The following is a 23882-nucleotide window of genomic DNA, read 5'->3' on the forward strand; positions in this document are numbered from 1 at the left end:
TCCACGGTGCCCTCGGCAGCGGTGTTGGGGGCGGGCTTCTCCTCCAGGGACAGGCCGGTCACGTCGTCCACGATGCCGATGGTGAAGCGGGCCTTGGGCTCGGCCTTGGCCAGCTCCTCATACACGGCGAACACGCTGGAGGGCGGGGTGTCCTTGCTGCCCAGGCCGTAGCGGCCGCCGATGACCTCGGCGTCGCGGCCGGCCTCGCGCAGGGCGGTGACCACGTCCAGGAACAGGGGCTCGCCCAGGCTGCCGGGCTCCTTGGTGCGGTCCAGCACGGCGATCTTCTTGGCGGTGGCGGGGATGGCCGCCAGCAGCTTCTCGCTCACGAAGGGGCGGTACAGCCGCACCTTCACCAGGCCCACCTTCTCGCCGTGGGCGTTGAGGTAGTCGATGACTTCCTCGGCCACGTCGCAGATGGAGCCCATGGCAACGATCACGCGGTCGGCGTCCGCCGCGCCGTAGTAGTTGAACAGCTGGTAGTCGGTGCCCAGCTTCTCGTTGACCTTGGCCATGTACTTCTCCACCACGGCGGGCAGGGCCTCATAGTACTTGTTGCAGGCCTCGCGGTGCTGGAAGAAGATGTCGCCGTTCTCGTGGCTGCCGCGCATGGAGGGGTTCTCGGGGTTCAGGGCATGGTCGCGGAACTGCTGGATGGCATCCCAGTTGACCATCTCGGCCAGGTCGGCATAGTCCCACTTCTCGATCTTCTGGATCTCGTGGCTGGTGCGGAAGCCGTCGAAGAAGTTGATGAAGGGAACGCGGCCCTCGATGGAGGCCAGATGGGCGACGGCGGCCAGGTCCATGACCTCCTGGGGGTTGGTCTCGGCCAGCATGGCGAAACCGGTCTGGCGGCAGGCGTAAACGTCGCTGTGGTCACCGAAGATGTTCAGCGCGTGGCTGGCCACGGTGCGGGCAGACACGTGGAACACGCTGGGCAGCAGCTCGCCGGCGATCTTGTACATGTTGGGGATCATCAGCAGCAGGCCCTGGCTGGCGGTGAAGGTGGTGGTCATGGCGCCGGCGGCCAGGCTGCCGTGCACCGCGCCCGCGGCGCCCGCCTCAGACTGCATCTCCATGACCTTGACCTGGGTGCCGAAGATGTTCTTCTGGCCGGCGGCGGACCACTGGTCGACATAGTCGGCCATGGGGCTCGACGGGGTGATGGGGTAGATGGCCGCGACCTCGGTGAACGCATAGGCTACATGCGCCGCCGCGGTGTTGCCATCCATGGACTGTTTCGCTCTAGGCATTTTTCTTCCTCCATAGCATGAGATTTAACGTTTCCCGCCATTGCTGGCAGGCCCGCGTTATCCTGCCCGCGCGCACGGAAAACCGGCAGCGCCGGTCCCCCGCACATGCGGACAGCTTCTGCTGAGTATTATTTTATCAAAACAAATGTGTAAAGTAAACCATTTTCCGGGCGCTTTTTGCCCCCTGGATGCAAAAAAAGCGGCGCGGGGCGGCCCTTTTGGCGCAAAACCGCCCGCTTTTGGCCCTCTGGCGGTTTGACAAGGTTCATCTTTGCCGCTATGATGTAGTATATATATGCATTTCAGCCCGGGGCCCCCGGGCAGAATGGGGAGGGACCCATGGATACGACTTTCATCGCGGCGGCGGGCGCCGGCGTGTTTGCCGCGGGGGCGGCGGCGCTGGCGCTGGCTGTTCTGGCGGGCCTTGCCGCCGGCTGGGCCGCCGCAAAGCGGGGGGTGCAGCTGCCCGGGGCTTTGAGCCGCCTTCTGGACAAGGCGGGCCTTGGCAACGAGGAACAGGTCACCGAAGAGGACCTGTATGAGATGGTGGACGACGCCGACCAGCAGGACCTCATCGACGAAAACCAGAAGGAGATGATCACCAACATCTTCGATCTGGGCGAGGTGACCGCCGGCGACATCATGACCCACCGCATGGACATGGTGGCGGCGGAGGAGAACGCCAGCTGCCGCTCGGTCATCGAGGCGGCGGTGGAAAGCGGCAACAGCCGCCTGCCCATCTACCGCAAGACCACCGACGAGATCGTGGGCGTTCTGTATGTGAAGGACCTGCTGCGCCTGTTCGACGAGCCGGCGGCGCTGGAGGGCCCGGTGGGCCGCTTTGCCCGGCCGGTGATGTTCGTGCCCGAGAGCCGCCCGGCGGGCCAGCTGCTGCTGGACTTCCGCCGCGAGCGCGCCATGATCGCCATCGTGGTGGACGAATACGGCGGCACGGCGGGCCTTGTGAGCATGGAGGACATCCTGGAAGAGATCGTGGGCGACATCCAGGACGAATACGACGACGAGGAGGCCGAGCTGGCGGCCCAGGGCGACGGCTACGCCGTGGACGGGGCCATCGACCTTGCGGACGTGTTCGAAGCCTTCGGCATGGAGTGCCCCCGGCCGGACGAGGACGAGGAGTTCGACACCCCCGGCGGCCTCATCATCGACAAGCTGGGCCGCATCCCTGGGGAAGGGGAGAAGGCGGCGGTGGAGTGGGGCGGTTTGCGCTTTGAGGTGCTCAGGGCAGGCGAGCGGCGCATCCAGCGGGTGCTGTGCACCCGGCTGCCCGAGGCGGCCGCACCCGGAAAGGAAAAGGAGAAAGCATGAGCCACAGCGAAACACAGCTGGAAAGCCGCACCGTGTTCGAGGGGCGGGTCATCACCGTGACCTTCGACAAGGTGCGCCTGGAGAACGGGGCTGAGAGCACCCGGGAGGTGGTGCACCACCACGGGGGCGCCTGCATCGCGGCGCTGACCGAGGCGGACGAGATCTATCTGGTGCGCCAGTACCGCTACGCCCTGGGGCAGGAGCTCTGGGAGCTGCCCGCCGGCAAGCTGGAAAAGGGGGAGGACCCCTTCGAGGCGGCCAAGCGGGAGCTGGCGGAGGAATGCGGCCTTAAGGCCGAGCGCTACACCGACCTGGGGGAATTCTACCCCACGGTGGGCTACTGCTCGGAAATCATTTACACCTGGATGGCCACGGGCCTTTCCCCCTGCGCCATGCACCTGGACGAGGACGAGTTCCTCACCCCCCAAACGCTGCCCTTTTCCGAGGCGGTGGCCATGGTGCTGGACGGCCGCATCAAGGACGGCAAGACCGTGGCGGCCATTCTGAAGATCGACGCGCTGCGCCGGCGGAAAGCGGCGGAGCAGTGAGCGCCCCTCAAAGCAAACCGGCCCACCGGGGAGATCCCCCGGCGGTTTTTGACGCGCTCTTTTGCGCCGGGAAGCCCCCGGCGTTTTTTTCTGCCCTTTGCGCCCCGGTCCAAAAAAAATTTTCCGCCCTTGTCCCGGCGGGGCGTTTTTGGCCGAATCATTTATATAAGAATATCGGCCTTTTGCGGGCCAGGGAGGGACAACGATGTTTTTTTCCAGAAAAGGGCCGCCGCAGCCGGCGGCGGCAAAGCCCTCGTCCTCCGGCGGGGCGGACCGGCGGCGCACCTACCACACGGTGGTGAACTACCTGCGCGGCAAGGACTACAAGTTCGATGAAAACGCCGACGAGTTCCGCATCTTCTTCCCCACCGGGCTGGACACCGGCCACTACACCCTGATGTGGAAGATCGAGGAGCGGTATGTCACGATCATCACCCTCAGCCCCTTTTCCATCAGCGGCTGCTCGGTGGACGATGTGACCCTGCTGTGCTCGCTGGCCAACGCCAACCTGGTGAACGGCACCTTTTACCCCAGCTCCGACGGCGAGCACATCATAGTGGAGGTGACCCAGCGGGTGTTCTCCGACGAGGAGTTCGGCGAGGCCACCGTCGGCTACCTGCTGGGGGTCATGGGCGGCAACCTGGACAGCCGTTACATGAAATCCATGGAATCCATCTGCAAGGGCTACACCACCCTGGCGGACGAGCTGGAAAAACTGAGCGGGGAGGATTGACCATGTCTCTTGCATACGACGCCTCCGGCGTGCTGGACCTGTGCGAACGGGTGTTCAGAAACGACCTGGAGCTGGACTGTGAACGCAACAACGAACGGAACACCGTGCGGGCCAAAGTGCGCATCGACGGCACCCGCTACACCATCGTCTGCTCGGCGATGGAAAGGGCCCAGGTGCTGCACCTGTGGGCCTTCCTGCCCTTCGACGTGGAGAGCGAGGAGAAAGCCATGCAGATGGCCAACGCCTGCAAAGAACTGAACAGCATCATGGTGACCGGCAAATATACCTACAACCTGGAAAAGGACGTGGCCCTGGAGCTGGCCCACTGCTACCGGGACGGCATGGGCGAAGAGGCCGCCCGCCACCTCATCATCGGCATCTTCTGCGCTTCGCTGAGGGACGACGGCCAGCGGGTGGTGGACCTCTATGGCGACAAGCTCTCCTTCTCCCGCTTCAAAGAACTGATCCGCAGCTGAATTTTCTGCCTGTGCAAATGCCCGCCGAATTGTTCCGGCGGGCATTTTTTATACGTTTTGTATTTTGTTTTTTTGTGATTACATAATTGCCTGCCCCTGCATGTAATACACGCCCATCTTCCAGAGGAAAAAGGCGCTCGCCGCCGCCAGCAGCCAGCGGGCAGGGCGGGGCAGGCTGGCCCCGATGAGATAAAGGGGCAGGCAGCCGAAGACATAGCGCCCGCCGCTGATGAGCCAGCCGGCCAGGTAGCTCATGCCCAGGTACCCGCCGCCCCAGATGAGCCAGTGGGTGGGGCATTTTTTCCAAAGGCCGAAAAAAAGCAGGGCCATGGCGGCGAAATAGAGCGCCAGCTGGGCGTGGTAGATAAAGGGGGCGAGGCCGGGGTAGTCGATGGCCATCTGCCAGTGCTGGGCCAGGTTTTCGCCGATCCACCGGGTGGTCTGGTACCAGGGGGGCGCGGCCAGAAATTCAAAAAAGGCGAAGGGGCTGCCGAAAAGCCGCCAGTTGAGGGCGAGATAGCCGCCCCAGCCCAGAAGGGGCAGGGCCAGCGCCAGGGAGGCGGGGCCCTGCTTTTTTTCCCTGCGTGCCCGCAGCCAGAGGTAGAAAAGGGGCAAAAGCAGCGCGAGGCCCTGGTTGCGGCAGAGGACGGCCAGCGCGCCGAAAACCCCGGCGGCGGGCCAGCTGCCCCGGCGGGCAAACAGCATGCACAAAAGACTCAGCAGCAAAAACAGGCTCTCGGTATAAACGCCCAGGGCGAAAAAGCCGAAGGGGTAAAGGGCCATCAGGGCCGCGGCGAAGGCCGCCTGCTCCCTTGGCAGGTCCTGCCCGGCCAGGGCCAGCATGGCCGCCCCCGCGCCGCCCCAGCACAGCCAGCTCACCGCCAGGGCCGCGGCCTCCCAGCTTGCGCCAAAGGGGCCGAGCAGGGCGTGCGTCAGCCGTACCGCCAGCGGGTAGAGGGGGTAAAAGACGATGTATTTCGCCGCGTCGCCCTCCGCCGCGTAGCCTTCGCGGGCCAGCAGCAGGTAATGGGGGCTGTCGCCGGCGGTGGTGAACCGCGCCAGAAAATGCTGCCAGAAGGCGGCGGGGCCCCCGCCCTGGCCCAAAGCCCGCCAGCAGAGAAAGGCAAAGAAAAGCTGCGCCGCCAGAACGCCCAAGGCCGCCAGCGCCAGCGCGCCGGGGCCGGGGGCCCAGCGGGGGGCCAAAGGCCGGGCGGGGGCGGCGGGCCAAAACACCAGCCCCAGGCGCTTTGCGCACCGCACGGCCAGCAGCGCCACGAACAGCGCCATCAGCGCGCCGCCCAGATGACCGATGAACGCGCCCATGGCCTTCCTCCTTTCAGTGGCTCAGCATGTAAACCGCGCCGTAAAAATTGAAAAGCGCGCCCGCCCCGGCCAGCCACAGCGCCCCGGCGCCAAGGGGGCGGCGGGGCCGGGCCAGGTACCACCAGAGGGCGAAGGGGATGAGGTCCACGGTGTAGCGGGCGCCGAACTGCCAGCCGCCCATGGTGCGGTGAAGGCACAGCGCCGCCAGGGTGGCCAAAGCCAGGGCGGGGGCCAGCAGGTCTTTGGGCGCAAGGCGCTTTTTCGCCGCGGCCCGCGCCAGGTCGGCGGCCCACAAAAGAAAGATGGGGCTGGCGATAAAAAAGCAGAAGCCGTTGAAAGTGGAGAAGGAGAGATCCAGCGAAGAGGTGAAGGTGACGGGGCGCAGCACGCCCCACAAATTGCCCCAGAAGTTTTCCAGCGTGAACTGGCCGCCGTCCCGCACGAACTCCGGCAGCCAGGAATGGCCGAACTCCAAGGGGTTGCCGAAGCGGATAAAGTTATACCAGCCCAGGGCCAGCGCCACGGCGGCGGGCGGGGCGGTGAAGGCGGCAAGGCTCCGCCAGCGGCGCTCTTTCGCCGCGCCCAGGGCCGTCCCCAGCCAGAGCACAAAGGCAAACAGGGCGGTGAAGGGGCGGCAGCCCACCGCCAGCGCCATCAGAAAGAAGGCGGGGGCGCACTGCTTTTTCAGCCAGAAGAACAGGCCCCAGACGGTGAAGGCGAAGTTCAGCGCCTGGGCCTGGAACCACACGCCGCCGCTGCACGCCAGCCAGAAAAAATTGCTGCACAGGGTGGAAAAAAGGGCCCAGAAGGCGCAGGACCGGGGGGCATGGCCCGCCCGCCAGAAGCAGAGGTAGACCCCGGCCAAAGCGGCCAGCGCCCACAGCGCCTGCCACAGGTTGCCCAAAGAAAGGCCCAGGGCGGCGGGCAGCAGCGCCAGCACCGAGGGCGCCGGCGGGAAGGAAAGGTAATAGCGCCCCTCAAAAACCGCCAGCTCCAGCCAGGGGTAGTTTTCGCCGCCTTCAATGTACGCCCGGCCCTCCAGCCAGTTCTGGGCCTGCAAAAGGTAGCTGTCGTAGGCATTGGGCGAAAGGAGGGTGCCCCCCGCCAGCGAGTGATAGAGCACCAGCGCCAGCGCCAGCAGGGAAAGGGCCGCTGCCAGGGCCCGGGCGTGGGGGCGGCCAAAGGCGCGGGACGAGAGGGCAGGGGACACGGGCGGGGCCTCCTTTCGGCGGGTTTTGTTCTTGTGCCGTGACGCCCCGGCCCAAAGCGCGGGGCTGTTTTTCGGTTATTATACCACAAAAGCCGCCCTGGCAAAATGCCAGGGCGGCGGTTTTCCACGCTTTTGTCAATCCCATGTGGAATCGGGGCGCGGCATATACAGCAGCCAGTCGCCAATGTCCTCTTCTTCCACCACGCCGGCGGCGGCCAGCTGCCGGTTGGCGGCCCGCAGCCAGACGTCCGGCTGGGAGAGGCAGAGGGCCAAAAACATGCCGCAGAACACCGCGGCGGCGGCGCGCACCACCGGGAAGGGGCGGAAGACGCTGGCCAGCGCCAGCACCGTGAGCATCGCCAGCACCAGGATGAACCAGCCGGAGACGACGCGGTTGGGGGTGAAGCCGAAGCGGCGGATGTAAAGGAACATCTTGGACGCGCCCACCGCGGCGAACAGAAGGTTCGAAAGGCAGAGGGCGGCGGCCAGCCCTTTCAGCACCGGGCTTTGGCGCAGCGGGACGCGGCTGGTCTTGGCGGCGGCGGTGAGCACCGAAAAATTGAGCACCACCACGGCGCACAGCTCAAAGAAGCCCCGGCGGGCGTATTCGGCGGCGGTGAAGCCCTCGGGCAGGCGGCCGGTGAAGCCGCCGGTGAGGTAGCCGAGCTGGATGGAAAAGAACAGGGCATAGAGCGCCAGCAGCAGCGCCAGGCAGAAGGCCAGCGCGCCGCCGGGGGCAAGGCGCAGCTTTTCCGCCTCGGCCCGCAGGGATGCGCCCCGGGCGGGGTCGGGGGCTTTTTTCAGCGCCCCCGCCGCCAGCCCGAAGAGATAGGCCCCCACCGGCAGGCCCACCGCGAAATACATGAGCTCGGTGAGCATCGCCTCGGGCAGGGTGAACCAGCGGAAAAAGTTTCCCAGCGCCGCCCCGAAGGCGTCGTCGGCGCCGGAAAGCAGCCTCGCGGCCAGCGCCAGCACCGGCGCCGCCACGCACAGGGTGACCACCCCGGCCCAAAGGCTGCCCTTTTTGCGCCCGGCAAGGCCCTGCAGCCAGCCCGCCAGCGCCCGAAGCAGCACCCGGATGCGCAGAAAGAAGTTGCCGAAGGGCACCGTGACCAGCGCCCGCAGCCCGTCCAGGGGCAGGAAGGGGCCGGTGCGGCCCTCGGTGAGGGCCCCGGCGCGGGCCAGCACCCAGTAGGCGGCGGCCAGATGCAGGGCCAGGAACTCCCATCCCTGCACCGCGTCGTAGTAGTAAAGGGCGGAAATTTTGAAGATATAGTCCGCCGCCAGCAGCCCCCACAGCGCCAGCCACAGCCGGCTCTCTCTGGAGGCGGGGCGGGCCGCGGCCCGGCACATGCCCTCCACCCCTGCGAAGAACAAAAGGCAGAACAGGGCCATAAAGGCCGCGCGGTATTCAAAGCCGAACAGCAGGCCCCGGGCGTAGGCCCAGCCCCAGACCCAGCTGAGCAGGGCCGCGGGCACCATCCATTTCGGCAGCGGCGGGCGGGGGGCGGCGGGGGAGGAGGGCGGCGTTCCGGGCGCGGGGGCCACCGGTGTTTCTTTTTGGGCAGGCGCGGCCTGCGGGCCGTAGGCCGGGGGCGTTTTTTCTCCGGTCACAGCCGGCGCGGCAGGCTCCATGGCCTGATTTTTGAGTGCATGAAAGACAGGGGGGCAGGCGCTGCCCTCCGTTTTGCGGGGTTCCATCATCAAACCCTCCTTTGATCGATCGATTTAATATGCGGCCAGCCTGCTCCGCTTTTCAGGTGTCCAGCTCACAGCAGTAAAGGACGCGGGCTTCGGCGTCGTAAACGCCCACGGTGAAGTTGAAGGAGCCGCGGCTGAGGATGCCGCTCTGCTGGTCGCTGTGGCGGTCGATGAGGCGGTAACAGCCCGCCGCCACCGACGGCACCAGAAGCTTGCCGTCGCCGTCGGTGAGGTAGGGGCCGGTGCTGACGGTCCCGTCCTCCACGCCCCAGACCAGGGCCTGCACCGTTTCGTCCGCGGGCAGGCTGTTCCAGGCCGGGTCGGCGGCCAGCTGCTGTTCCAGCTGGTCGTCCTCAAAGGTGAGGGCGATGCAGCTGACCCCGTCGCCGTGGAAGCCGCCGTGGCTGTCGTAGGAAGAGATATGGGTCACGGCGGGCAGTTTTTCCAGCCCCAGGGCCTTGGCCACGGCCTTTTCCTCGCTGGCCGCGCCGCAGCCGGTGAGGCACGCCGCCGCCAAAGCCAGCGCCAGGGCCGCCGAAAAAAGCCGCTTTTTCACTGGCCGTCCCCCCTTTCGCCCTCCTCGCCGGGCACATACTCCAGCAGGTCGGCGGGCTGGCAGTCCAGCGCGCGGCACAGCGCCGCCAGGGTGGAAAAGCGCACCGCCTTGGCCTTGTTGTTCTTCAGGATGGAGAGGTTGGCCGGGGTGATGCCCACCTTTTCGGCAAGCTCGCCCGCGCCGATCTTGCGGCGGGCCATGACCACGTCCAGATTGATGATGATGGGCATTGCCTCGCCCCCTTTATATCGTCAGGTCCAGCTCGGCCTTCATGCCGATGGCCCGCTGGAACACGTTTTTGATGATGCGAACGATGAGGCCCATGAAGGCCGCGGCGGCAGCCACCATCACCATGGGCAGATAGAACGCCGCGCCGGCAAGGCACAGGGCCGCCACCGCCATGCAGCACCAGCTGGCCGCCCGCAGGCAGCGGACGTTGGCCGCCACGAACACCTGCTCGGCCTCGATGTTGGCCAGCAGGCGGTAGAGGTTATACAGCAGCACATAGGCCGCGGCGCTGGCCACATAGAGGGTGACCAGGCCCCACACCAGATGGGCGGTGTCGTTGATGCCCGCATAGCGGCTGGTGCGGATGAACCAGTTCACCAGCCACCAGCCGGACACGTCGCACACGGCCACCGCGCCGGTGAACAAAAGCACCGCCAGGCGGGAAAGGGAAAGGCTGTTTTTTTCGCTCCACATGGGGGTCTTCTCCTTTTTTGACAAATTTCGTTTGCCCCAGACGAGGGCCGCGGCGGCGGCCGCCGCCAGCGCCACCGGCCAGAGGGCGGCGGACAGAAACGCGCCCGGCCCCGGCTGGCGGCGGCGCGGCCAAAGGCCGCCCCGCTCTTTGAGGCCAGTATAGCATGGGTGTTATCGAATTTCAAGTGTTTTTTATCGTTTTTCGATAATTTTTTATTCCGCACCGATATGACCACCAGATATTGCGGCGGCGGGGGATGGAGAACACAAGGGAGTAGGAGCAAGGGAGGGGGAGGGGGAGGGGGAGGAGGAGAAGGCGCGGCAAAGCAGGGCGGCGCTCTTTCCCGTTTTGACTTGCCTGCCGCCCGAAGCGGGCCGAAAAAGCCGCGGCACTGCCGCCACTGCACGCGGCGTTTCGGACACGCTGCCCTCACACCGTGCAGCGTGTCCGCTCCGAGGCGCACTACGCGGCGGCAGCGCCGCGGCTGGCTCGGCTGGCATCGTGCGGGGGGCCGGGCGAAACGGGCAAGGAGCCGCTCTGCCTTCCTCCCACACCCGGCCCGGCAGCACGGGGGCACCACCCTTAGTGCGCATCAGAACGGACACTTTTCTTTGTCCTGAAAAGTGTCCGAGATGCCGCGTGCGAGGGTGCGTGCCCCCGGGCGGACACAAAAAGCATAACCTCCGTGGGGATGGGCCGGGCGAAGCGGTTCGGTCAAAACAGGCCCTTTTATTGTCCGGGCGGCGCTGTGCTGCGGGCAGTTTTGCGCGGGGCGGCCGCGTCCCTGTCCGCCGCCGCACGCGGCGTTTCGGACACGCTGCCCTCGCATCGTGCAGCGTGTTCGCCCCGAGGCGCACTACGCGGCGGCAGCGCCGCGGCTGGCTCGGCTGGCATCGTGCGGGGCGGGTCGGGCGGAACAAGGGAGAGCGCCGCCCTGCACAAAATTGCCCGCCCCTTGCGCCCGGGGCAGCGGCGTGGCATAATGGGGATGAAACATTTGAAAGGCGGCGACGGCATGACCGAACTTGGCATCACACAGGAATATCTGCTTTTGGCGGTGAACGACCGGGGCCGCTTTTCGCCCCTGAACCCCCAGCAGCCCGTCTGCTTTGTGGCGGCGGCGCTGGGCCAGCTGGCCGGGGCCGGGGCGGTGGCCTTCACCGGCGAAAAAATCGGCCTTGCCGGGCCGCTGCCCGAAGGGCTGCGGTGTTTGAAGCCCCTGTATGATTTTATCGACCGGCCCCGCCCCGCGCCCCTTTCGATGGTGCTGCGGGATTTTGCCCCCGACGGGCCCAAGCTGGCCCAGCTGGCCGAGGCGGTGGGGGAAAGCCTGGAGGCGCTGTGCCTCGCCGCGCCCCAGCGGGCGCTGGCCGGGCGGGTGTTCTATCTGCCCGCCGCCGGTGAGGCGGCGCGGCGGCTGGAGCGGCTGCTCTTTTCTCTTTGCGGCGAGGGCGGCCCCGCCCCCAAAGAGGCGGCGCTGGCGGTGCTGCTGTGCCAGAGCGGCGTGCTGGCCCAGAAGCTGGGCGGCGCGGCGGCGGCCAGGGCCGAGGCGGCGCTGGCTTCGCTGCTGCCCACCGGCAGCGAGGCCGCCCGGTCGGCCCACGCCGCCCAGGACATGGCGGACCGGGTGAACGCCGTCCTCTGCGGCGGGCGCTGATCTTTAATAAGAAAAGGGAGCCGGACGGCAATGCCGTCCGGCTCCCTTTTCTTCAATGATTTTATTCTTCTCCGCCTTCGCCGTCTTCGGCCTCTTCGTCCGCCGCCGCGTCCTCGGCGGCCAGGGCGGCCAGCTCCTCGTCGGTGAGGGCTTCCTCCGGCTCGTCCTCCGGCTTTTCCACCGGGGCCTCGTCGCTGCGCTCGGTGCGGGCCACCGTGACCACACGGTCGCCCTGGGCCAGGCGCATGACCCGCACGCCGCTGCCGTAGCGGCTCTGGACGTTGATGTCCTCGGCGTGCATGCGGATGATGATGCCCTCCTGGCTGATGAGGATGACGTCGTCCTCCTCGTCCAGAATTTTGATGCCGGCAACACCCCCCTTGGCGTAGTTGCGGATGCCCTTGCCGCCCCGGCTTTGCAGGCGGTAGTCATCCACGCGGCTGCGGCGGCCCTTGCCGCTTTCGGTCACGGTGAACACCGTGGCGCCCGGGCGCAGGATGCCCACGCCCACGACCTCGTCGCCCTGGGCAAGGCGCACGGCGCGCACGCCGTGGCCCATGCGGCCCATCTGCCGCGCGCTGCGCTCGTCAAAGCGGATGGCCATGCCGTCCCGGGTGGCCAGCAGCAGCTCGTCCGAGCCGCTGGTGATGCGGCACCAGGCCAGGGAGTCGCCCTCGTAGAGGCTCACGGCCAACAGGCCGCTCTTGCGGATGTTGGAGTAGGCCTCGATGGGGGTGCGCTTGATGAGGCCTCGCTTGGTCACCATGGTGAGGAAGCCCTCGGCCTTTTCGGCGGGCATGCACACCATGCGGATGACGTTTTCCCCGTTTTGCAGCGGCAGCAGGTTCACGATGTTGGTGCCCTTGCTGGTGCGGCTGCCCTCATAGATCTGATAGCCTTTGAGCCGGTAGACCCGGCCCTGGTCGGTGACGAAAAGCACGTAGTCGTGGGTGGAGCCGATGAACAGCTCCTCCACGAAATCCTCGTCCTTGTGGGAAAGGCCCGAGATGCCGCGCCCGCCGCGGCGCTGCACCTGATAGGTGTCTTTGGACTGGCGCTTGATATAGCCCGCGTGGGTGAGGGTGAAGACGCACTCCTCCACCGGGATGAGGTCCTCGATGTCCACCTCGCCGCTGACGTGGGCGATCTCGGTGCGGCGCTCGTCGCCGTACTTCTCCTTCAGGGCCAGCAGCTCCTCGGTGACGATGGCCAGCACCCTGGCGTCGTCCGCCAGGATGGCCGTCCAGTCGGCGATTTTCTTGTGCAGTTCGTCCAGTTCGTTCTCGATCTTGAGAATTTCCAGGCCGGCCAGGCGGCCCAGGGGGAACTTGCAGATGGCGTCCGCCTGGGGCTCGTCAAAGCCGAACTTTTCCATGATGGCGGCTTTTGCCTCCGCCTGGCCGCCGCCGCAGTGGCGGATGGCATAGATGACGTCGTCCACGATGTCCACGGCGCGGGCGAGGCCCTCCAGGATGTGGGCCCGCTCCCTGGCCTTGTTCAGGTCGAACTGGGTGCGCCGGCGGATGACCTGGTCCTGGAACTGGACGTACCGCTCCAGCATGGTCTTGAGGCTCATCACCTTGGGCACGCCGCCGTCCAGCGCCAAGAGGTTGACGCCCACGGTGTCCTGCAGCTGGGTGTAGCGGTAGAGCTGATTTAAGACCACCTGGGGGTTTGCCTCTTTCTTCAGCTCGATGACGATGCGCATGCCGTGGCGGTTGGACTCGTCGTTCAGGTCGCTGATGCCCTCGATGCGCTTGTCCTTGACAAGGTCCGCGATGCTCTCGATGAGGCGGGCCTTGTTGACCATGTAGGGGATCTCGGTAACGATGATCTGGAAGCGGCCGTTCTTCTTTTCTTCAATCTCGGCGCGCCCGCGCAGGGTGATCTTGCCCTTGCCGGTGGCGTAGGCGGCGCGGATGCCGCTGCGGCCCATGATGACGCCGCCGGTGGGGAAGTCGGGCCCTTTGATGTGCTCCATCAGGCCGGCCAGGTCGATGTCCGGGTCCTGGATGAGGGCCACCGCCCCGTCGATGACCTCGCCCAGGTTGTGGGGCGGGATGTTGGTGGCCATGCCCACGGCGATGCCGGTGGAGCCGTTGACCAAGAGGTTCGGGAAGCGGCTGGGCAGCACGGTGGGCTCTTTTTTGGTCTCGTCGAAGTTGGGGCCGAAGTCCACCGTGTCCTTGTCGATGTCGGTGAGCAGCTCCATGGCCATCCTGCTCATGCGGGCCTCGGTGTAGCGGTAGGCGGCGGGGGGGTCTCCGTCCACGCTGCCGAAGTTGCCCTGGCCGTCCACCAGGGGGTAGCGCATGGAAAAGTCCTGGGCAAGGCGCACCATGGCGTCGTAGACCGAGGCGTCGCCGTGGGGGTGGTAGCTGCCCAGCACGGCGCCCACGGTGTCGGCGCTTTTGCGGTAGGGGTGCTGGGGGTCGTTGCCCCGCTCGTGCATGGTGTAGAGGATGCGCCGGTGCACCGGCTTGAGGCCGTCCCGCACGTCGGGCAGCGCGCGGGAGACGATGACGGACATGGAGTAATCCAGAAACGCGCTCTCAATTTCGTCCTTCACGTCCCGCACGATGAGCTTGGTGCCGGTGCCGGGGATCATCACAAAATCTTCGTTCAATGGTGTTCACCTGTCTCTTTCTGAAATAGGGCGCGTCACACGTCCAGCGTGGCGTAAAGGGCGTTCTTCTCGATGAACTCGCGGCGGGGCTCCACCTTGTCGCCCATCAGGATGGTGAAGGCTTCGTCCGCCTTCACCGCGTCCTCGATGGAGATCTGCACGATGACCCGGTTGTCGGGGTCCATGGTGGTCTCCCACAGCTGCTCGGGGTTCATCTCGCCCAGGCCTTTGTAGCGGTTGATCTTCACGCCCTGGCCCATCTCGGCGGAGAGCCTGCTCATCTCCGCCTCGTTGTAGGCGTAGCGCACGTCCTTGCCCTTGGCCAGCTTGAACAGGGGCGGCTGGGCGATGTAGACATAGCCGCCCTCGATCAGCGGGCGCATGAAGCGGAAGAAGAAGGTGAGCATCAAAGTGCAGATGTGGCTGCCGTCCACGTCGGCATCGGCCATGATGAACACCTTGTGGTAGCGCAGCTTTGAGATGTCGAACTCCTCGCCGATGCCGCAGCCGAGGGCCGTGACCACCGGCATCAGCTTTTCGTTGCCGTAGACCTTGTCCAGGCGGGCCTTCTCCACGTTGAGCATCTTGCCCCACAGCGGCAGGATGGCCTGGATGTTGGAGTCGCGGCCCATCTTGGCGCTGCCGCCGGCGGAATCGCCCTCGACGATGTAAATTTCGGTCTTGGAGGGGTCCTTTTCGCGGCAGTCGGCCAGCTTGCCGGGCATGCGGCTGGTCTCGAGGGCGCTCTTGCGGCGCACTAAATCCCGGGCTTTGCGGGCGGCCTCCCGGGCGCGGGCGGCCTGGGTGGCTTTTTCATAGATGGCCTTGGCCACGCCGGGGTTTTCTTCCAGAAATTCCTTGAGTTTATCATACACCAGGCCGGAGACAAGGCTGCGCACCTCGGTGTTGCCCAGTTTTGCCTTGGTCTGGCCCTCGAACTGGGCGTCGGTGAGCTTGACGCTGATGACGGCGGTGAGGCCCTCCCGCACGTCGGCGCCGGAGAGGTTGTCGTCCTTTTCCTTCAAATAGCCCTTTTCCCGGCCGAAGTCGTTGATGACGCGGGTGAGGGCGGCCTTAAATCCCTCCTCATGGGTGCCGCCGTCCGGGGTGTGGACGTTGTTGGCAAAACTCAGCATCAGCTCGTTGAAGCTGTCGTTGTACTGCAGGGCCACCTCGGCGATGATGTCCTTCTGCTGGCCCCTGAAGTAGATGGGGGTGGGGTGCAGCACGGTCATCTGGCGCTTTTCGTGGATGTACTCCACGAAGCTGCGGATGCCGCCCTCGTAGCACATGCTCTCCCGCTTGACCTCCTCGCCCCGCTCGTCGGTGAGGGTGATGCGCACGCCGGCGTTCAAAAAGCTCTCTTCCCGCAGGCGGGTGAGCAGGGTGTCGTAGTCGTAGACGGTGGTCTCGGTGAACATCACCGGGTCCGGCTTGAAGCGCACGGTGGTGCCGCTGGAGGCGGCGGGGCCCACCTTCTGCAATTCGCCGTCGGCCACGCCGCGCTTGAAGGACTGGCGGTATTCGTGTCCGCCCCGGCGCACGCTGACCTCCAGCCACTCGGACAGGGCGTTCACCACGCTGGCGCCCACGCCGTGCAGGCCGCCGGCCACCTTGTAGCCGGAGTTGTCGCCGCCGAACTTGCCGCCGGCGTGCAGCACGGTGAACACCACCGTCACCGCGGGGATGCCCAGCTTTGGCTGGATGTCCACGGGGATGCCGCGCCCGTTGTCGCTCACTTCGATGACGTCTCCCTTTTTGATGGTGACCTCGATGTGGTCGCAAAAGCCGGCCAGGGCCTCGTCGATGGAGTTGTCGACGATCTCATACACCAGATGGTGCAGGCCCCGGGGGCCGGTGGAGCCGATGTACATGCCCGGGCGCTTGCGCACCGCTTCCAGCCCTTCCAGCACCTGGATCTGGCTGCCGTCGTAGTCCTCGGCCTGGCCGATGGTCTCTCTGTTCAACTCTTCTGCCATTCTTTCTTCTCCTTATCCGTCTCTTCGTTTCAAAGCGCGCCGCCGCGCTGGTACTGGTCCATGTTTTCGATGCGCTCGCACCGCCGCTGCAACGTGCGGGCGGAGATGGGGCTGATGAACACCGTCTGGACCGGGAAGTCCGTCACCACGAAGCTCTTGGGCAGCTCGCCGGAAACGGTGACCACCGCGCCTTCCTCTTCGGCGCGGCGCAGAAACTGCCGCGTGTTCTTGGCAACGGAACTGGACTCGATGTCAAAGATGCCGATGATGTCTCTGGTGTGGACCACATAGTCCTGCCCGAGATGCAGATACATACTATCCCTCCAAAAGCCGGCCGCCTTCCATCTTCAGCATGACCCCCGCCGCCTTGTGAAAGAGGCTGGAGTCGCAGGCGGTGACGATGGTCTGTTTTTGCCGCACCCGGGTGAGCAGGTATTCCTGCCGGGCAGGGTCCAGCTCGCTGAGCACGTCGTCCAGCAGCATCACCGGGTGCTCGCCGGTGACCTCGGCGGCCAGCGCCGCCTGGGCCAGCTTGACGCTCAGCACCGCGCTGCGCTGCTGGCCCTGGCTGGCGAAGTTCTTGGCGGGGCGGCCGTCCAGTTCCAGCTCCAGATCGTCCCGGTGGGGGCCTGCGGTGCAAAAGCCCGCCCTGCGGTCCGCCAGGCGGCTGGCCTCCAGAGTCCCGGCCAGGCCGCCCGTTTCAAACCCGCAGCGGTAGCAAAGGCCCAGCGCCTCGCTGCCGCTGCTGATCTCTTGGTAATTTTTTTCTGCCAGCGGGGCAAGGCCATTTAGAAAGGCCGCCCGCCGCCGGCGTATCTCCTCGCCCTGCACCGCAAGGTCCGCGTCGAAGGCGTCGCACATCTCGCTCGCGCCGGGGGTGCGCTCCCAGAATTTCAAAAGGCTGTTCTTCTGGGCGACGAGGCGGGAATAGCGCCGCAAAGTGCCGATGTAGCCGGGGTACAGCTGGCACAGCGCCGCGTCGATGAAACGCCGCCGCCCTTCGGGGCTGCCTTTGACCAGCTCCAGATCGCCGGGCTCGAACACCACCGCGGTGAACAGGCCCGCCAGATTGGAAGCCCGGCCCGCGTCCGCCCCGTTCAGCTTGGCGGTGCGCCCCGGGCGGGGGCTCTCTTTTGTGCCCACGGTGATGCGGATGTAGTCTTCGCCCCGGTCCTGGCGGAAGATGGCGCCTTCCATCACGGCGAAGGGCTGGCCCTCCCGGATGAGCTGGGGGTCCTTGGCGCCCCGGAAGCTCTTGGCCCCGGTGAGCAGCCACACCGCTTCCAGAAGGTTGGTCTTGCCCTGGCCGTTGGCCCCGGTGATGACCGTCAGCTCCTCGCCGGGGCGAAGGTCGGCGCTCTGGATGTTGCGGAAGTTGGCCAGGATGAGTTTTTTCAGCCGCATGGCGTCAGCGGCCCTGGCCGATGGCCACGGTGCGGCCCTCCAGGGTGACGGTGTCGCCGGCGCGCAGCTTTTTGCCCCGCATGGTGCACACTTCGCCGTTCACCTGGACAAGGCCGTTCTGGATGAGCAGCTTTGCCTCGCCGCCCGTCTCCACAAGGCCCGCCAGCTTGAGAAGGCTGTCCAGCTTGATGAATTCGGTGTGAATGAGAATTTTTTCCATGTTCGCTCTCTTTTAATCGTTTTTAAAGCGCACCGGCAGCACCAGATAGATGAAATCGCCGCTGCCGTCCGCCGGAAGGATCTTGACGGGGCTCAAAGGCCCGGTCATCTCCATGGCGACCTTGTCGCAGCGGGCGTTGCGCAGCGCGTCCAGCAGGTAGCGGTTATTAAAACCAATTTCCACGGCCTCGCCCTCGATGTCCGCGTCGAACTCGTCCACCACCTTGCCGAGGTTGGTCTGGCAGCGCACGGTGACCTTTTTGTCAAAGAGGATGCGCAGGGGGTTTTTCAGCCGCTCGGTGATGATGAGGCTGGCGCGCTCGATGGTGTCGATGAAGTCCCGCGTTTCCAGGATGACCCTCGTCTTGTAGCCCGAGGGGATGACGTTGGAGTAGTTGAGGAACTCGCCCTCGATGAGGCGGGAGAGGATGACGTAGCTGCCCGCCTCGAACACCACGAAGCGGCGGTTGGCGGAGATGTAAACGTCCTGGTCGTCCTCGCCCAGCAGCTTATTGACCTCGGTGAGGGTCTTGGCGGGGATGATGATGCGGATGTGCTTTTGGGCGGCGGCGGGCCGCTCCACGATGGCAAGGCGGTAGCCGTCCAGCGCCACCACGGTGAGCTTATCCTCCTCGATGGCGAAGAGCTCGCCGGTGTGGGCGGGCTTTTTGTCGTCCTGGCTGACGGCGTAAAGGGTCTTGTCGATCATGTCCCGCAGGGTGCCCGCCTTGAGGCAGAGGGTGCGGTCCGCGCCGGGGTTGGGCAGGTCGGGGTAATCGGCGGCGCTCATGGCCAGGATGTCGAACTCGGCCACACCGCCCTTGATGGTGGCGTTGCCGCCGTCGCCGGTGGTCACGGCCACCTCGCCCACGGGCAGCCGGCGCACCATGTCGCCCAGCAGCTTTGCCGACAGCACGATCTCGCCCGGCTCCCGCACGTTGGCCTCGATGGTGGTGGTGATGGCCATTTCCAGGTCGTAGCCGGTGAGGGTGAGCTGGAAGCCCTCCGCTTTTAAGAGGATGCCCTCCAGCGCCGGGATGGACGAACGGAGGGTCACCGCCCGGCTGACGCCGTCGATGGCGGCGGACAAAAGGGATTTGTCGCAGACGATGTTCATTTGCTGCGCTCCTTTCTTTCAAAACGCGAAAAAGGCGTATTATAACAAACCACTATGCAGCCGTAGTAATAGGGGGTGTGAATTTTGTGAAAAAGTGGGGCAGGCCCTCTGGCGGCGCGGGATGAAGGAATGTGGACAAGTTTTTTTTGCATGTTGGAAAGTTGTTGAATGGGCCAGCGGGCCGAAGTTCTCCACACAGGGAAGTGGAAAACCGCTGTTGAATGTTGAATACTGTGTTGAAAAGGTTGAATTTCACATCCTGTTCAAAATTGGCCGCTGCGGGGGTCAGCTGCGCACGTTTTTGATGATGTCCTCCACCGTTTCTTTCAGGCGGCGGTCGTTTTCCAGGTTCTGCTCCATGGCTTTGAGGGAATAGACGATGGTGGAGTGGTCGCGGCCGCTGAACTCCCGGCCGATGTCCTCCATGCTCATGCCGGTGATCTCCCGCACCACGTAGATGGCGGTCTGCCGGGCGCTGGAGATGTTGGCGGTGCGGCGCATGCCGCGGATCTCGGCGGGGGAGACGTTGTAGGTGCGGGCCACCTCGCTGATGATCTTCTCGATGGTCACGGGCACCGGCTGGGTCTCGTTCAGGATGTCCTTGATGGCGTTCTGGGCCACGCCGATGGCGGGCTGGATGCCCTCCAAAAGGTAATAGGCGTTCAGCTTTTTCACCGCGCCTTCCAGCTGGCGGATGTTGCTTTTTAAGTGGTTGGCGATGAATTCGGCCACGTCGTCGGGCATGTGCAGGTTCAAAAGCTCGGCCTTGCGGCGGATGATGGCCACCCGCGTCTCAAAGTCCGGCGGCTGGATGTCGGCGGTGAGGCCCCACTCGAAGCGGGTGCGCAGCCTTTCTTCCAGGCTCTTGATCTCCTTGGCGGGGCGGTCGCTGGCCAGCACGATCTGCTTGCCCGCGGCGTGCAGGGTGTTGAAGGTGTGGAAAAATTCTTCCTGGGTGCTCTCCTTGCCGGCGATGAACTGGATGTCGTCCACCAGCAGCACGTCCGCCGGGCGGTAGGTCTGGCGGAACTCGTCGGTGCGGCCCGCCTGGATGGAGGTGATAAGCTCGTTGGTGAAGGTCTCGCAGTCCACATAGACGATGTTGAACTCCGGGTGGTTCTTCTTGATCTCGGTGGCGATGGCGGTGAGCAGGTGGGTCTTGCCGAGACCCGACTGCCCATAGATGAACAGCGGGTTATAGGCGCCCGAGGGGTTGGAGGCCACCGCCTGGGCCGCCGCGTAGGCGAACTGGTTGGAGGGGCCTTTGATGAAGTTCTCGAAGGTGAAGTCATAGCGGCCGTCGGGTTCCGGCTCCGGCTCGGCGGGGGCTTCCTGCTTTTCCGCCGCGGGCACCACCAGCTCCACCTCCACCTCGAAGCCCAGCACCGAAGCCAGGGCTTCTTTCAGAAGGGGGGTATAGCGGTCCCGCACGATGGTGCAGATGAAGTCGTTGCGCACCGCCAGCGTCACCTTGCCGCCGGCCTCGAAGCGCACCGCTTCCAGCCCGTCGATGTACAGGTTGTAGGTGGCGTCCACCAGGCGCTCTTTGCAGTATTCTTTTGCCGCGGCTAAAACGTCGTTGAAAGAATCCATAGGTTTTTTCGCTCCAATATTTGCAGATTTTGTATCCAATCAATTATATCATAGAAGGTTATATTTTACAATTATTAATTACTAATATATATATTATTTCTATAATAGGGAAGTATGGCCCGGCGGCGGCGCGCCCATGCGGAAAAGGGGCTTTGTAAGGCAAAAAACCTTTTCAGAAAGTGTTGACAAACCAAAGGCTTTTCCGCTATACTTTTATGTTGCAGGGCCATCCCCAAACGCGGGGAGCGGACAAAACTGAAAAACCCGCCCCCAAAGCGCGGGGAGCTCATAGGAGGAAAATCAAGATGAAAAGAACGTTTCAGCCCAAGAAGCGCCAGCGCAGCGGCGTGCACGGCTTTCTGAAGAGAATGGCTTCCAAGAACGGCCGCAAGGTCATCGCCGCCCGCCGCGCCAAGGGCCGGGCCAAGCTGAGCGCCTGAATAGCGCCTTCCTGAAAGGCAGCACGCGAAGGTCACTTGTTACAGGTGGCCTTCTTTTTCCATATCGAGGAGACCATGAGATACCGCCCCATCACCAAAAACAAGGAGTTCTGCCGGGCCTACGCCCGGGGCAGGGCCTTCGTGCACCCGAAACTGGTGCTCTATGTGAACAAGAACCGCCTGGGCCGCACCCGGGTGGGCCTCACCGCCACCAAAAAGATCGGCGGCGCGGTGCAGCGCAACCGGGCGCGCCGGGTGATGCGGGCCGCCCTTTACCAGACGCTGCCCTACGACGTGGGAAGCTATGACCTGGTGTTCGTGGCCCGGGGCCAGACGGTGCGCTGCAAAAGCGGCGAGGTGGCCGCGGCGGCGGCCCAGCTTTTGAAAAAGGCGGGTCTTGTGCAATGATCGCCCGGCTGCTCATCGCGCCCATCCGCTGGTATAAAAAGTATCTCTCGCCTCACCTTGGCAACAACTGCCGCTTCAGGCCCACCTGCAGCGAGTACGCCATGGAGGCCCTCGCCGTCCACGGGGCGGCGAAGGGCCTTGTTCTGAGCGTCTGGCGCATTCTGCGCTGCAACCCCCTTTGCCGGGGCGGCTATGACCCGGTGCCCGAAAAGGGCCGCTGGGTGAATGAAAAGCGGAACCTCTTCCGCTGACCCAAAACCTGCTTCTTGTGACTTGGACGGTTTGCGCCCGCCCCAAGTCCTTCGAACCAAAAAATAAACAGCCCCGGCGCGCAAACGGGGCGGAATGGAACAACTATGGGATTTTTAGGTTTTCTTGGCACCCCCCTCGGCTACGTGCTGCAATGGATGTATGACCTCTTTGGCAGCTACGGCTGGGCGCTGATCGTCTTCACCATCGCGGTGCGCCTGTGCAGCTTCCCGCTGCAGATCGGCCAGCAGAAGAACACCGCCCGCATGGCGGCCTACAAGCCGATGATCGACGAGATCCAGAAAAAGTACGCCAAAGACCGGGAGAAGCAGAATGAGGAGCTCATGCGCCTGCAGCAGGAGTACGGCTACAACCCCACCGCCGGCTGCCTGCCCATGTTCGTGAACTTCTTTGTGATGTTCGGCGTGATCGAGGCGGTCTATTACCCCCTGCAGCACATCCTGCACATCAGCAGGGACGTGCTGGTGCAGATCGCCGACATCCTGGGCCAGGCCTACAGCTACACCACCAACACCGCCATCATCCAGATGGTGCACAACAACACCCTGCCCAGCGAGGCCGCCGCCCTGCTCACCTCCGAGCAGCTGGCCAGCATCAGGGACTTCAACGTCATGTTCCTGGGCATGGACCTCACCGTGAAGCCGGAGCTTGCCTTCAACGTGCTGCTCGTTTTCCCCATCCTCAGCGTGGTCACCATGGCCCTGAGCAACATCATCATGATGAAGTCCAGCGGCCAGGAGATGCAGGGCAGCATGAAGTGGATGCCCTGGATGATGAGCCTGATGTTCGTCTGGATCGCCTTCACCGTGCCCGTGGCCTTCTCTTTGTACTACACCGTGTCCAACGTGCTGGTGCTCGTCACCAGCATGATCACCCGCAAGATGTACGACCCTGAGAAGATGAAGGCGCAGGTGGCCGCCGAGATCGAAGAAAAGAAGAAGGCCAAGAAGGCCAAAAAGCAGGTCAAGGTCGTGGACGAAAAGACCGGCGAGGAGAAGCTGAAAGAGGTCAGCGAGGCGGAGATGAACCGCCTGCGCATCGAGCGGGCCCGCGCCATCGACGCCGAGCTGTATAAAGACGAGCGCACCACGCCCCTGAATGCAAAGACCGGGGAGGAAGAATCATGCGAGAAGTGATCGTTACCGGCAAAACGGTGGAGGAAGCCACCGAGAAGGCCTGCCTTGAGCTGGGCCTGCCCCGGGAGGAAGTGAGCATCGAGATTCTGGAGATGCCCACCCGCAAGCTGTTCAAGACCACCCCCGCCAAGGTGAAGGCCACCGCCGACGAGGCCGAGGCCCCCGCCGCGGAGGAAAAGCCCGCGCCCGAAGCGCCGAAGGCCGAGGCGAAGAAGGAGGCCCCCAAGGCCCCCGAAAAAAAGCCCGAGGCCCCCAAAGCCGAGCCTGCCCCCGCAAAGGAGGAGGCCCTCGCTGAAAAGGCGGCTCAGGACGCGCCGCTCACCGAGGCCCAGCAGGCGAAGCTGGACGCCGCGGTGGCCTACCTCAAGACGGTGTTCGCCGCCATGGGCGCCGGCGAAGTGGCTGTGACCACCCAAAAGCAGAGCGAGGCCTGCATCATCCGGGTGGAGGGCGACGACGTGGGCATGCTCATCGGCCACCGGGGCGAGACGATGGAGAGCCTGTCCTATCTGGCCAGCCTGGTGGCCAACCGGCTGCCCGGCGAGTACATCAAGCTGGGTCTCGACGTGGCCGGCTACCGCGGCAAGCGGGAGAAGGACCTGGAGGCCCTTGCCCGCCGGATGGGCGCCAAGGTCGTCCGCACCGGCCGCAGCTGGGCGATGGACCCCATGAACCCCTACGAGCGGCGCATCATCCACTCCACCATCAGCGGCATGGAGGGGGTGCGCAGCGAGTCCAGGGGCGAAGGGGCGGACCGCCGCGTGGTCATCTACCCCACCGACCCTCAGGCCGCCGCCTTTGAGCGGGAGCGCCGGGGCGAGCGGGGCGGCCGAGGAAGCCGCGGCGGCCGCGGCGGCAAGGGCCGGGGCGACCGGCCCCGCAAGGGCGGCGAGCGCCGCTCCAGCGTGCCCGCCCGCGAGTTTGCCGACACCCCCCGTGAGGAAGGCGCCGAACCCATGGCCCCGAAGCGCACCCAGCTCATCGACGACGCCGAGGGCTTCGCCCTCTACGGCAAGATCGAACTGTAAAAAACAGGAAACAGCCGCCCGGTCTGAAAAGGCCGGGCGGCTGTTGCGATTTTGAAACCTGCCCCGGCGCGAGGGCAGGCGTGGAAAAGCCCGCGCCGCCCCCTTGCCCCCTCGGCGGCGCTGTGCTAAAATAAATCGGATATACCCAAAAATGCGGCTTTGCAGAAGGAGGC

General features: G+C 64.9%; 23 protein-coding genes and 1 pseudogene. 10 read left to right on the forward strand and 14 right to left on the reverse strand.

The window, feature by feature from the left end; all coding sequences use genetic code 11:
* Positions 1-1253: pseudogene (locus ACH2AT_RS06695) on the reverse strand (pyruvate:ferredoxin (flavodoxin) oxidoreductase); the annotation flags it as partial.
* 339 nt (positions 1254-1592) lie between these two features.
* Here ACH2AT_RS06695 and ACH2AT_RS06700 point away from each other — a divergent pair.
* The 4 genes from ACH2AT_RS06700 (at position 1593) to ACH2AT_RS06715 (ending at position 4339) form a co-directional block, all read left to right on the forward strand.
* Complete coding sequence (locus ACH2AT_RS06700; RefSeq protein WP_394964562.1) at positions 1593-2582, forward strand: hemolysin family protein; 990 nt, start codon at positions 1593-1595, stop codon at positions 2580-2582.
* A complete protein-coding gene (locus tag ACH2AT_RS06705; protein WP_394964564.1) occupies positions 2579-3130 on the forward strand; it encodes an NUDIX hydrolase in 552 nt (183 codons plus the stop codon). Before ACH2AT_RS06700 ends, ACH2AT_RS06705 begins: the two co-directional genes overlap by 4 nt.
* A 205-nt stretch (positions 3131-3335) precedes the next feature.
* The gene (locus tag ACH2AT_RS06710; protein WP_394964565.1) at positions 3336-3863 is read left to right on the forward strand and encodes a hypothetical protein; all 528 of its coding nucleotides are present in this window, start codon (positions 3336-3338) and stop codon (positions 3861-3863) included.
* A gap of 2 nt (positions 3864-3865) precedes the next feature.
* Entirely contained in the window at positions 3866-4339 is a 474-nt protein-coding gene (locus ACH2AT_RS06715; protein WP_394964567.1) for a hypothetical protein, read from the forward strand.
* Between the two features lie 78 nt (positions 4340-4417).
* Here ACH2AT_RS06715 and ACH2AT_RS06720 read toward each other — a convergent pair whose 3' ends face one another.
* From ACH2AT_RS06720 to ACH2AT_RS06745, 6 genes are all read right to left on the reverse strand, one after another.
* On the reverse strand, positions 4418-5662 hold the full coding sequence (locus ACH2AT_RS06720; protein WP_394964569.1) for a hypothetical protein: 1245 nt from the start codon (positions 5660-5662) through the stop codon (positions 4418-4420).
* Between the two features lie 13 nt (positions 5663-5675).
* The gene (locus ACH2AT_RS06725; RefSeq protein WP_394964571.1) at positions 5676-6872 is read right to left on the reverse strand and encodes a hypothetical protein; all 1197 of its coding nucleotides are present in this window, start codon (positions 6870-6872) and stop codon (positions 5676-5678) included.
* Positions 6873-7007: 135 nt separating this feature from the next.
* Entirely contained in the window at positions 7008-8573 is a 1566-nt protein-coding gene (locus ACH2AT_RS06730) for a DUF4173 domain-containing protein (protein WP_394964573.1), read from the reverse strand.
* Between the two features lie 55 nt (positions 8574-8628).
* Positions 8629-9129: a hypothetical protein gene (locus tag ACH2AT_RS06735; protein ID WP_394964575.1), complete on the reverse strand. Its 501-nt coding sequence runs from the start codon at positions 9127-9129 to the stop codon at positions 8629-8631.
* Entirely contained in the window at positions 9126-9359 is a 234-nt protein-coding gene (locus ACH2AT_RS06740; RefSeq protein ID WP_394964577.1) for a helix-turn-helix domain-containing protein, read from the reverse strand. The genes ACH2AT_RS06735 and ACH2AT_RS06740 overlap by 4 nt, the downstream gene beginning before the upstream one ends.
* Positions 9360-9372: 13 nt before the next feature.
* Positions 9373-9831 (reverse strand): DUF2975 domain-containing protein, encoded by a 459-nt coding sequence (locus ACH2AT_RS06745; RefSeq protein ID WP_394964579.1) that lies wholly within the window; start codon positions 9829-9831, stop codon positions 9373-9375.
* Positions 9832-10820: 989 nt separating this feature from the next.
* On the opposite strand from ACH2AT_RS06745, the gene ACH2AT_RS06750 reads away from it, so the two are divergent.
* Positions 10821-11489, forward strand: a complete 669-nt coding sequence (locus ACH2AT_RS06750; protein WP_394964581.1) for a GPP34 family phosphoprotein — start codon at positions 10821-10823, stop codon at positions 11487-11489.
* 61 nt (positions 11490-11550) lie between these two features.
* Here ACH2AT_RS06750 and gyrA read toward each other — a convergent pair whose 3' ends face one another.
* The 7 genes from gyrA to dnaA all read right to left on the reverse strand — a co-directional run bounded on the left by gyrA (position 11551) and on the right by dnaA (position 20427).
* A complete protein-coding gene (gyrA, locus tag ACH2AT_RS06755; RefSeq protein WP_394964582.1) occupies positions 11551-14115 on the reverse strand; it encodes a DNA gyrase subunit A in 2565 nt (854 codons plus the stop codon).
* Positions 14116-14150: 35 nt separating this feature from the next.
* Complete coding sequence (gyrB, locus tag ACH2AT_RS06760) at positions 14151-16094, reverse strand: DNA topoisomerase (ATP-hydrolyzing) subunit B (protein WP_394964584.1); 1944 nt, start codon at positions 16092-16094, stop codon at positions 14151-14153.
* 29 nt (positions 16095-16123) lie between these two features.
* Positions 16124-16408 (reverse strand): extracellular matrix regulator RemB, encoded by a 285-nt coding sequence (gene remB, locus ACH2AT_RS06765; RefSeq protein WP_177521555.1) that lies wholly within the window; start codon positions 16406-16408, stop codon positions 16124-16126.
* A 1-nt stretch (position 16409) separates the two neighbouring features.
* Positions 16410-17498: a DNA replication/repair protein RecF gene (gene recF / locus ACH2AT_RS06770; RefSeq protein ID WP_394964586.1), complete on the reverse strand. Its 1089-nt coding sequence runs from the start codon at positions 17496-17498 to the stop codon at positions 16410-16412.
* 4 nt (positions 17499-17502) lie between these two features.
* Positions 17503-17718 carry an RNA-binding S4 domain-containing protein gene (locus ACH2AT_RS06775; protein WP_394964588.1) on the reverse strand — a complete coding sequence of 72 codons (216 nt, stop codon included), beginning with the start codon at positions 17716-17718 and terminating at the stop codon, positions 17503-17505.
* 12 nt (positions 17719-17730) lie between these two features.
* Positions 17731-18834, reverse strand: coding sequence for a DNA polymerase III subunit beta (dnaN, locus tag ACH2AT_RS06780; RefSeq protein WP_394964590.1), 1104 nt, complete (start codon positions 18832-18834; stop codon positions 17731-17733).
* 285 nt (positions 18835-19119) lie between these two features.
* A complete protein-coding gene (gene dnaA, locus ACH2AT_RS06785) occupies positions 19120-20427 on the reverse strand; it encodes a chromosomal replication initiator protein DnaA (RefSeq protein ID WP_394964592.1) in 1308 nt (435 codons plus the stop codon).
* A 305-nt stretch (positions 20428-20732) separates the two neighbouring features.
* On the opposite strand from dnaA, the gene rpmH reads away from it, so the two are divergent.
* The 5 genes from rpmH (at position 20733) to jag (ending at position 23709) form a co-directional block, all read left to right on the forward strand.
* A complete protein-coding gene (gene rpmH, locus ACH2AT_RS06790) occupies positions 20733-20867 on the forward strand; it encodes a 50S ribosomal protein L34 (RefSeq protein WP_058963434.1) in 135 nt (44 codons plus the stop codon).
* 75 nt (positions 20868-20942) lie between these two features.
* Positions 20943-21275, forward strand: a complete 333-nt coding sequence (gene rnpA / locus ACH2AT_RS06795; RefSeq protein ID WP_394964594.1) for a ribonuclease P protein component — start codon at positions 20943-20945, stop codon at positions 21273-21275.
* Positions 21272-21526, forward strand: coding sequence for a membrane protein insertion efficiency factor YidD (yidD, locus tag ACH2AT_RS06800; RefSeq protein WP_394964596.1), 255 nt, complete (start codon positions 21272-21274; stop codon positions 21524-21526). Before rnpA ends, yidD begins: the two co-directional genes overlap by 4 nt.
* Before the next feature lie 105 nt (positions 21527-21631).
* Positions 21632-22681: a YidC/Oxa1 family membrane protein insertase gene (locus ACH2AT_RS06805; RefSeq protein ID WP_394964598.1), complete on the forward strand. Its 1050-nt coding sequence runs from the start codon at positions 21632-21634 to the stop codon at positions 22679-22681.
* Complete coding sequence (gene jag, locus ACH2AT_RS06810) at positions 22669-23709, forward strand: RNA-binding cell elongation regulator Jag/EloR (RefSeq protein WP_394964600.1); 1041 nt, start codon at positions 22669-22671, stop codon at positions 23707-23709. Before ACH2AT_RS06805 ends, jag begins: the two co-directional genes overlap by 13 nt.
* The last annotated feature ends 173 nt before the right edge of the window (positions 23710-23882 follow it).

This window comes from Candidatus Allofournierella excrementigallinarum (assembly GCF_944388085.1).
GTDB lineage: Bacteria > Bacillota > Clostridia > Oscillospirales > Ruminococcaceae > Allofournierella_A > Allofournierella_A excrementigallinarum.

Excerpts from the sequence above, each read along its gene's own strand:
- ACH2AT_RS06700 (WP_394964562.1), top strand. The coding sequence starts at position 1,593 with ATGGATACGACTTTCATCGCGGCGGCGGGCGCCGGCGTGTTTGCCGCG.
- ACH2AT_RS06705 (WP_394964564.1), top strand. The coding sequence starts at position 2,579 with ATGAGCCACAGCGAAACACAGCTGGAAAGCCGCACCGTGTTCGAGGGG.
- ACH2AT_RS06710 (WP_394964565.1), top strand. The coding sequence starts at position 3,336 with ATGTTTTTTTCCAGAAAAGGGCCGCCGCAGCCGGCGGCGGCAAAGCCC.
- ACH2AT_RS06715 (WP_394964567.1), top strand. The coding sequence starts at position 3,866 with ATGTCTCTTGCATACGACGCCTCCGGCGTGCTGGACCTGTGCGAACGG.
- ACH2AT_RS06720 (WP_394964569.1), bottom strand. The coding sequence starts at position 5,662 with ATGGGCGCGTTCATCGGTCATCTGGGCGGCGCGCTGATGGCGCTGTTC.
- ACH2AT_RS06730 (WP_394964573.1), bottom strand. The coding sequence starts at position 8,573 with ATGGAACCCCGCAAAACGGAGGGCAGCGCCTGCCCCCCTGTCTTTCAT.
- ACH2AT_RS06740 (WP_394964577.1), bottom strand. The coding sequence starts at position 9,359 with ATGCCCATCATCATCAATCTGGACGTGGTCATGGCCCGCCGCAAGATC.
- ACH2AT_RS06745 (WP_394964579.1), bottom strand. The coding sequence starts at position 9,831 with ATGTGGAGCGAAAAAAACAGCCTTTCCCTTTCCCGCCTGGCGGTGCTT.
- ACH2AT_RS06750 (WP_394964581.1), top strand. The coding sequence starts at position 10,821 with ATGAAACATTTGAAAGGCGGCGACGGCATGACCGAACTTGGCATCACA.
- gyrB (WP_394964584.1), bottom strand. The coding sequence starts at position 16,094 with ATGGCAGAAGAGTTGAACAGAGAGACCATCGGCCAGGCCGAGGACTAC.
- remB (WP_177521555.1), bottom strand. The coding sequence starts at position 16,408 with ATGTATCTGCATCTCGGGCAGGACTATGTGGTCCACACCAGAGACATC.
- recF (WP_394964586.1), bottom strand. The coding sequence starts at position 17,498 with ATGCGGCTGAAAAAACTCATCCTGGCCAACTTCCGCAACATCCAGAGC.
- ACH2AT_RS06775 (WP_394964588.1), bottom strand. The coding sequence starts at position 17,718 with ATGGAAAAAATTCTCATTCACACCGAATTCATCAAGCTGGACAGCCTT.
- dnaN (WP_394964590.1), bottom strand. The coding sequence starts at position 18,834 with ATGAACATCGTCTGCGACAAATCCCTTTTGTCCGCCGCCATCGACGGC.
- dnaA (WP_394964592.1), bottom strand. The coding sequence starts at position 20,427 with ATGGATTCTTTCAACGACGTTTTAGCCGCGGCAAAAGAATACTGCAAA.
- rpmH (WP_058963434.1), top strand. The coding sequence starts at position 20,733 with ATGAAAAGAACGTTTCAGCCCAAGAAGCGCCAGCGCAGCGGCGTGCAC.
- rnpA (WP_394964594.1), top strand. The coding sequence starts at position 20,943 with ATGAGATACCGCCCCATCACCAAAAACAAGGAGTTCTGCCGGGCCTAC.
- yidD (WP_394964596.1), top strand. The coding sequence starts at position 21,272 with ATGATCGCCCGGCTGCTCATCGCGCCCATCCGCTGGTATAAAAAGTAT.
- ACH2AT_RS06805 (WP_394964598.1), top strand. The coding sequence starts at position 21,632 with ATGGGATTTTTAGGTTTTCTTGGCACCCCCCTCGGCTACGTGCTGCAA.
- jag (WP_394964600.1), top strand. The coding sequence starts at position 22,669 with ATGCGAGAAGTGATCGTTACCGGCAAAACGGTGGAGGAAGCCACCGAG.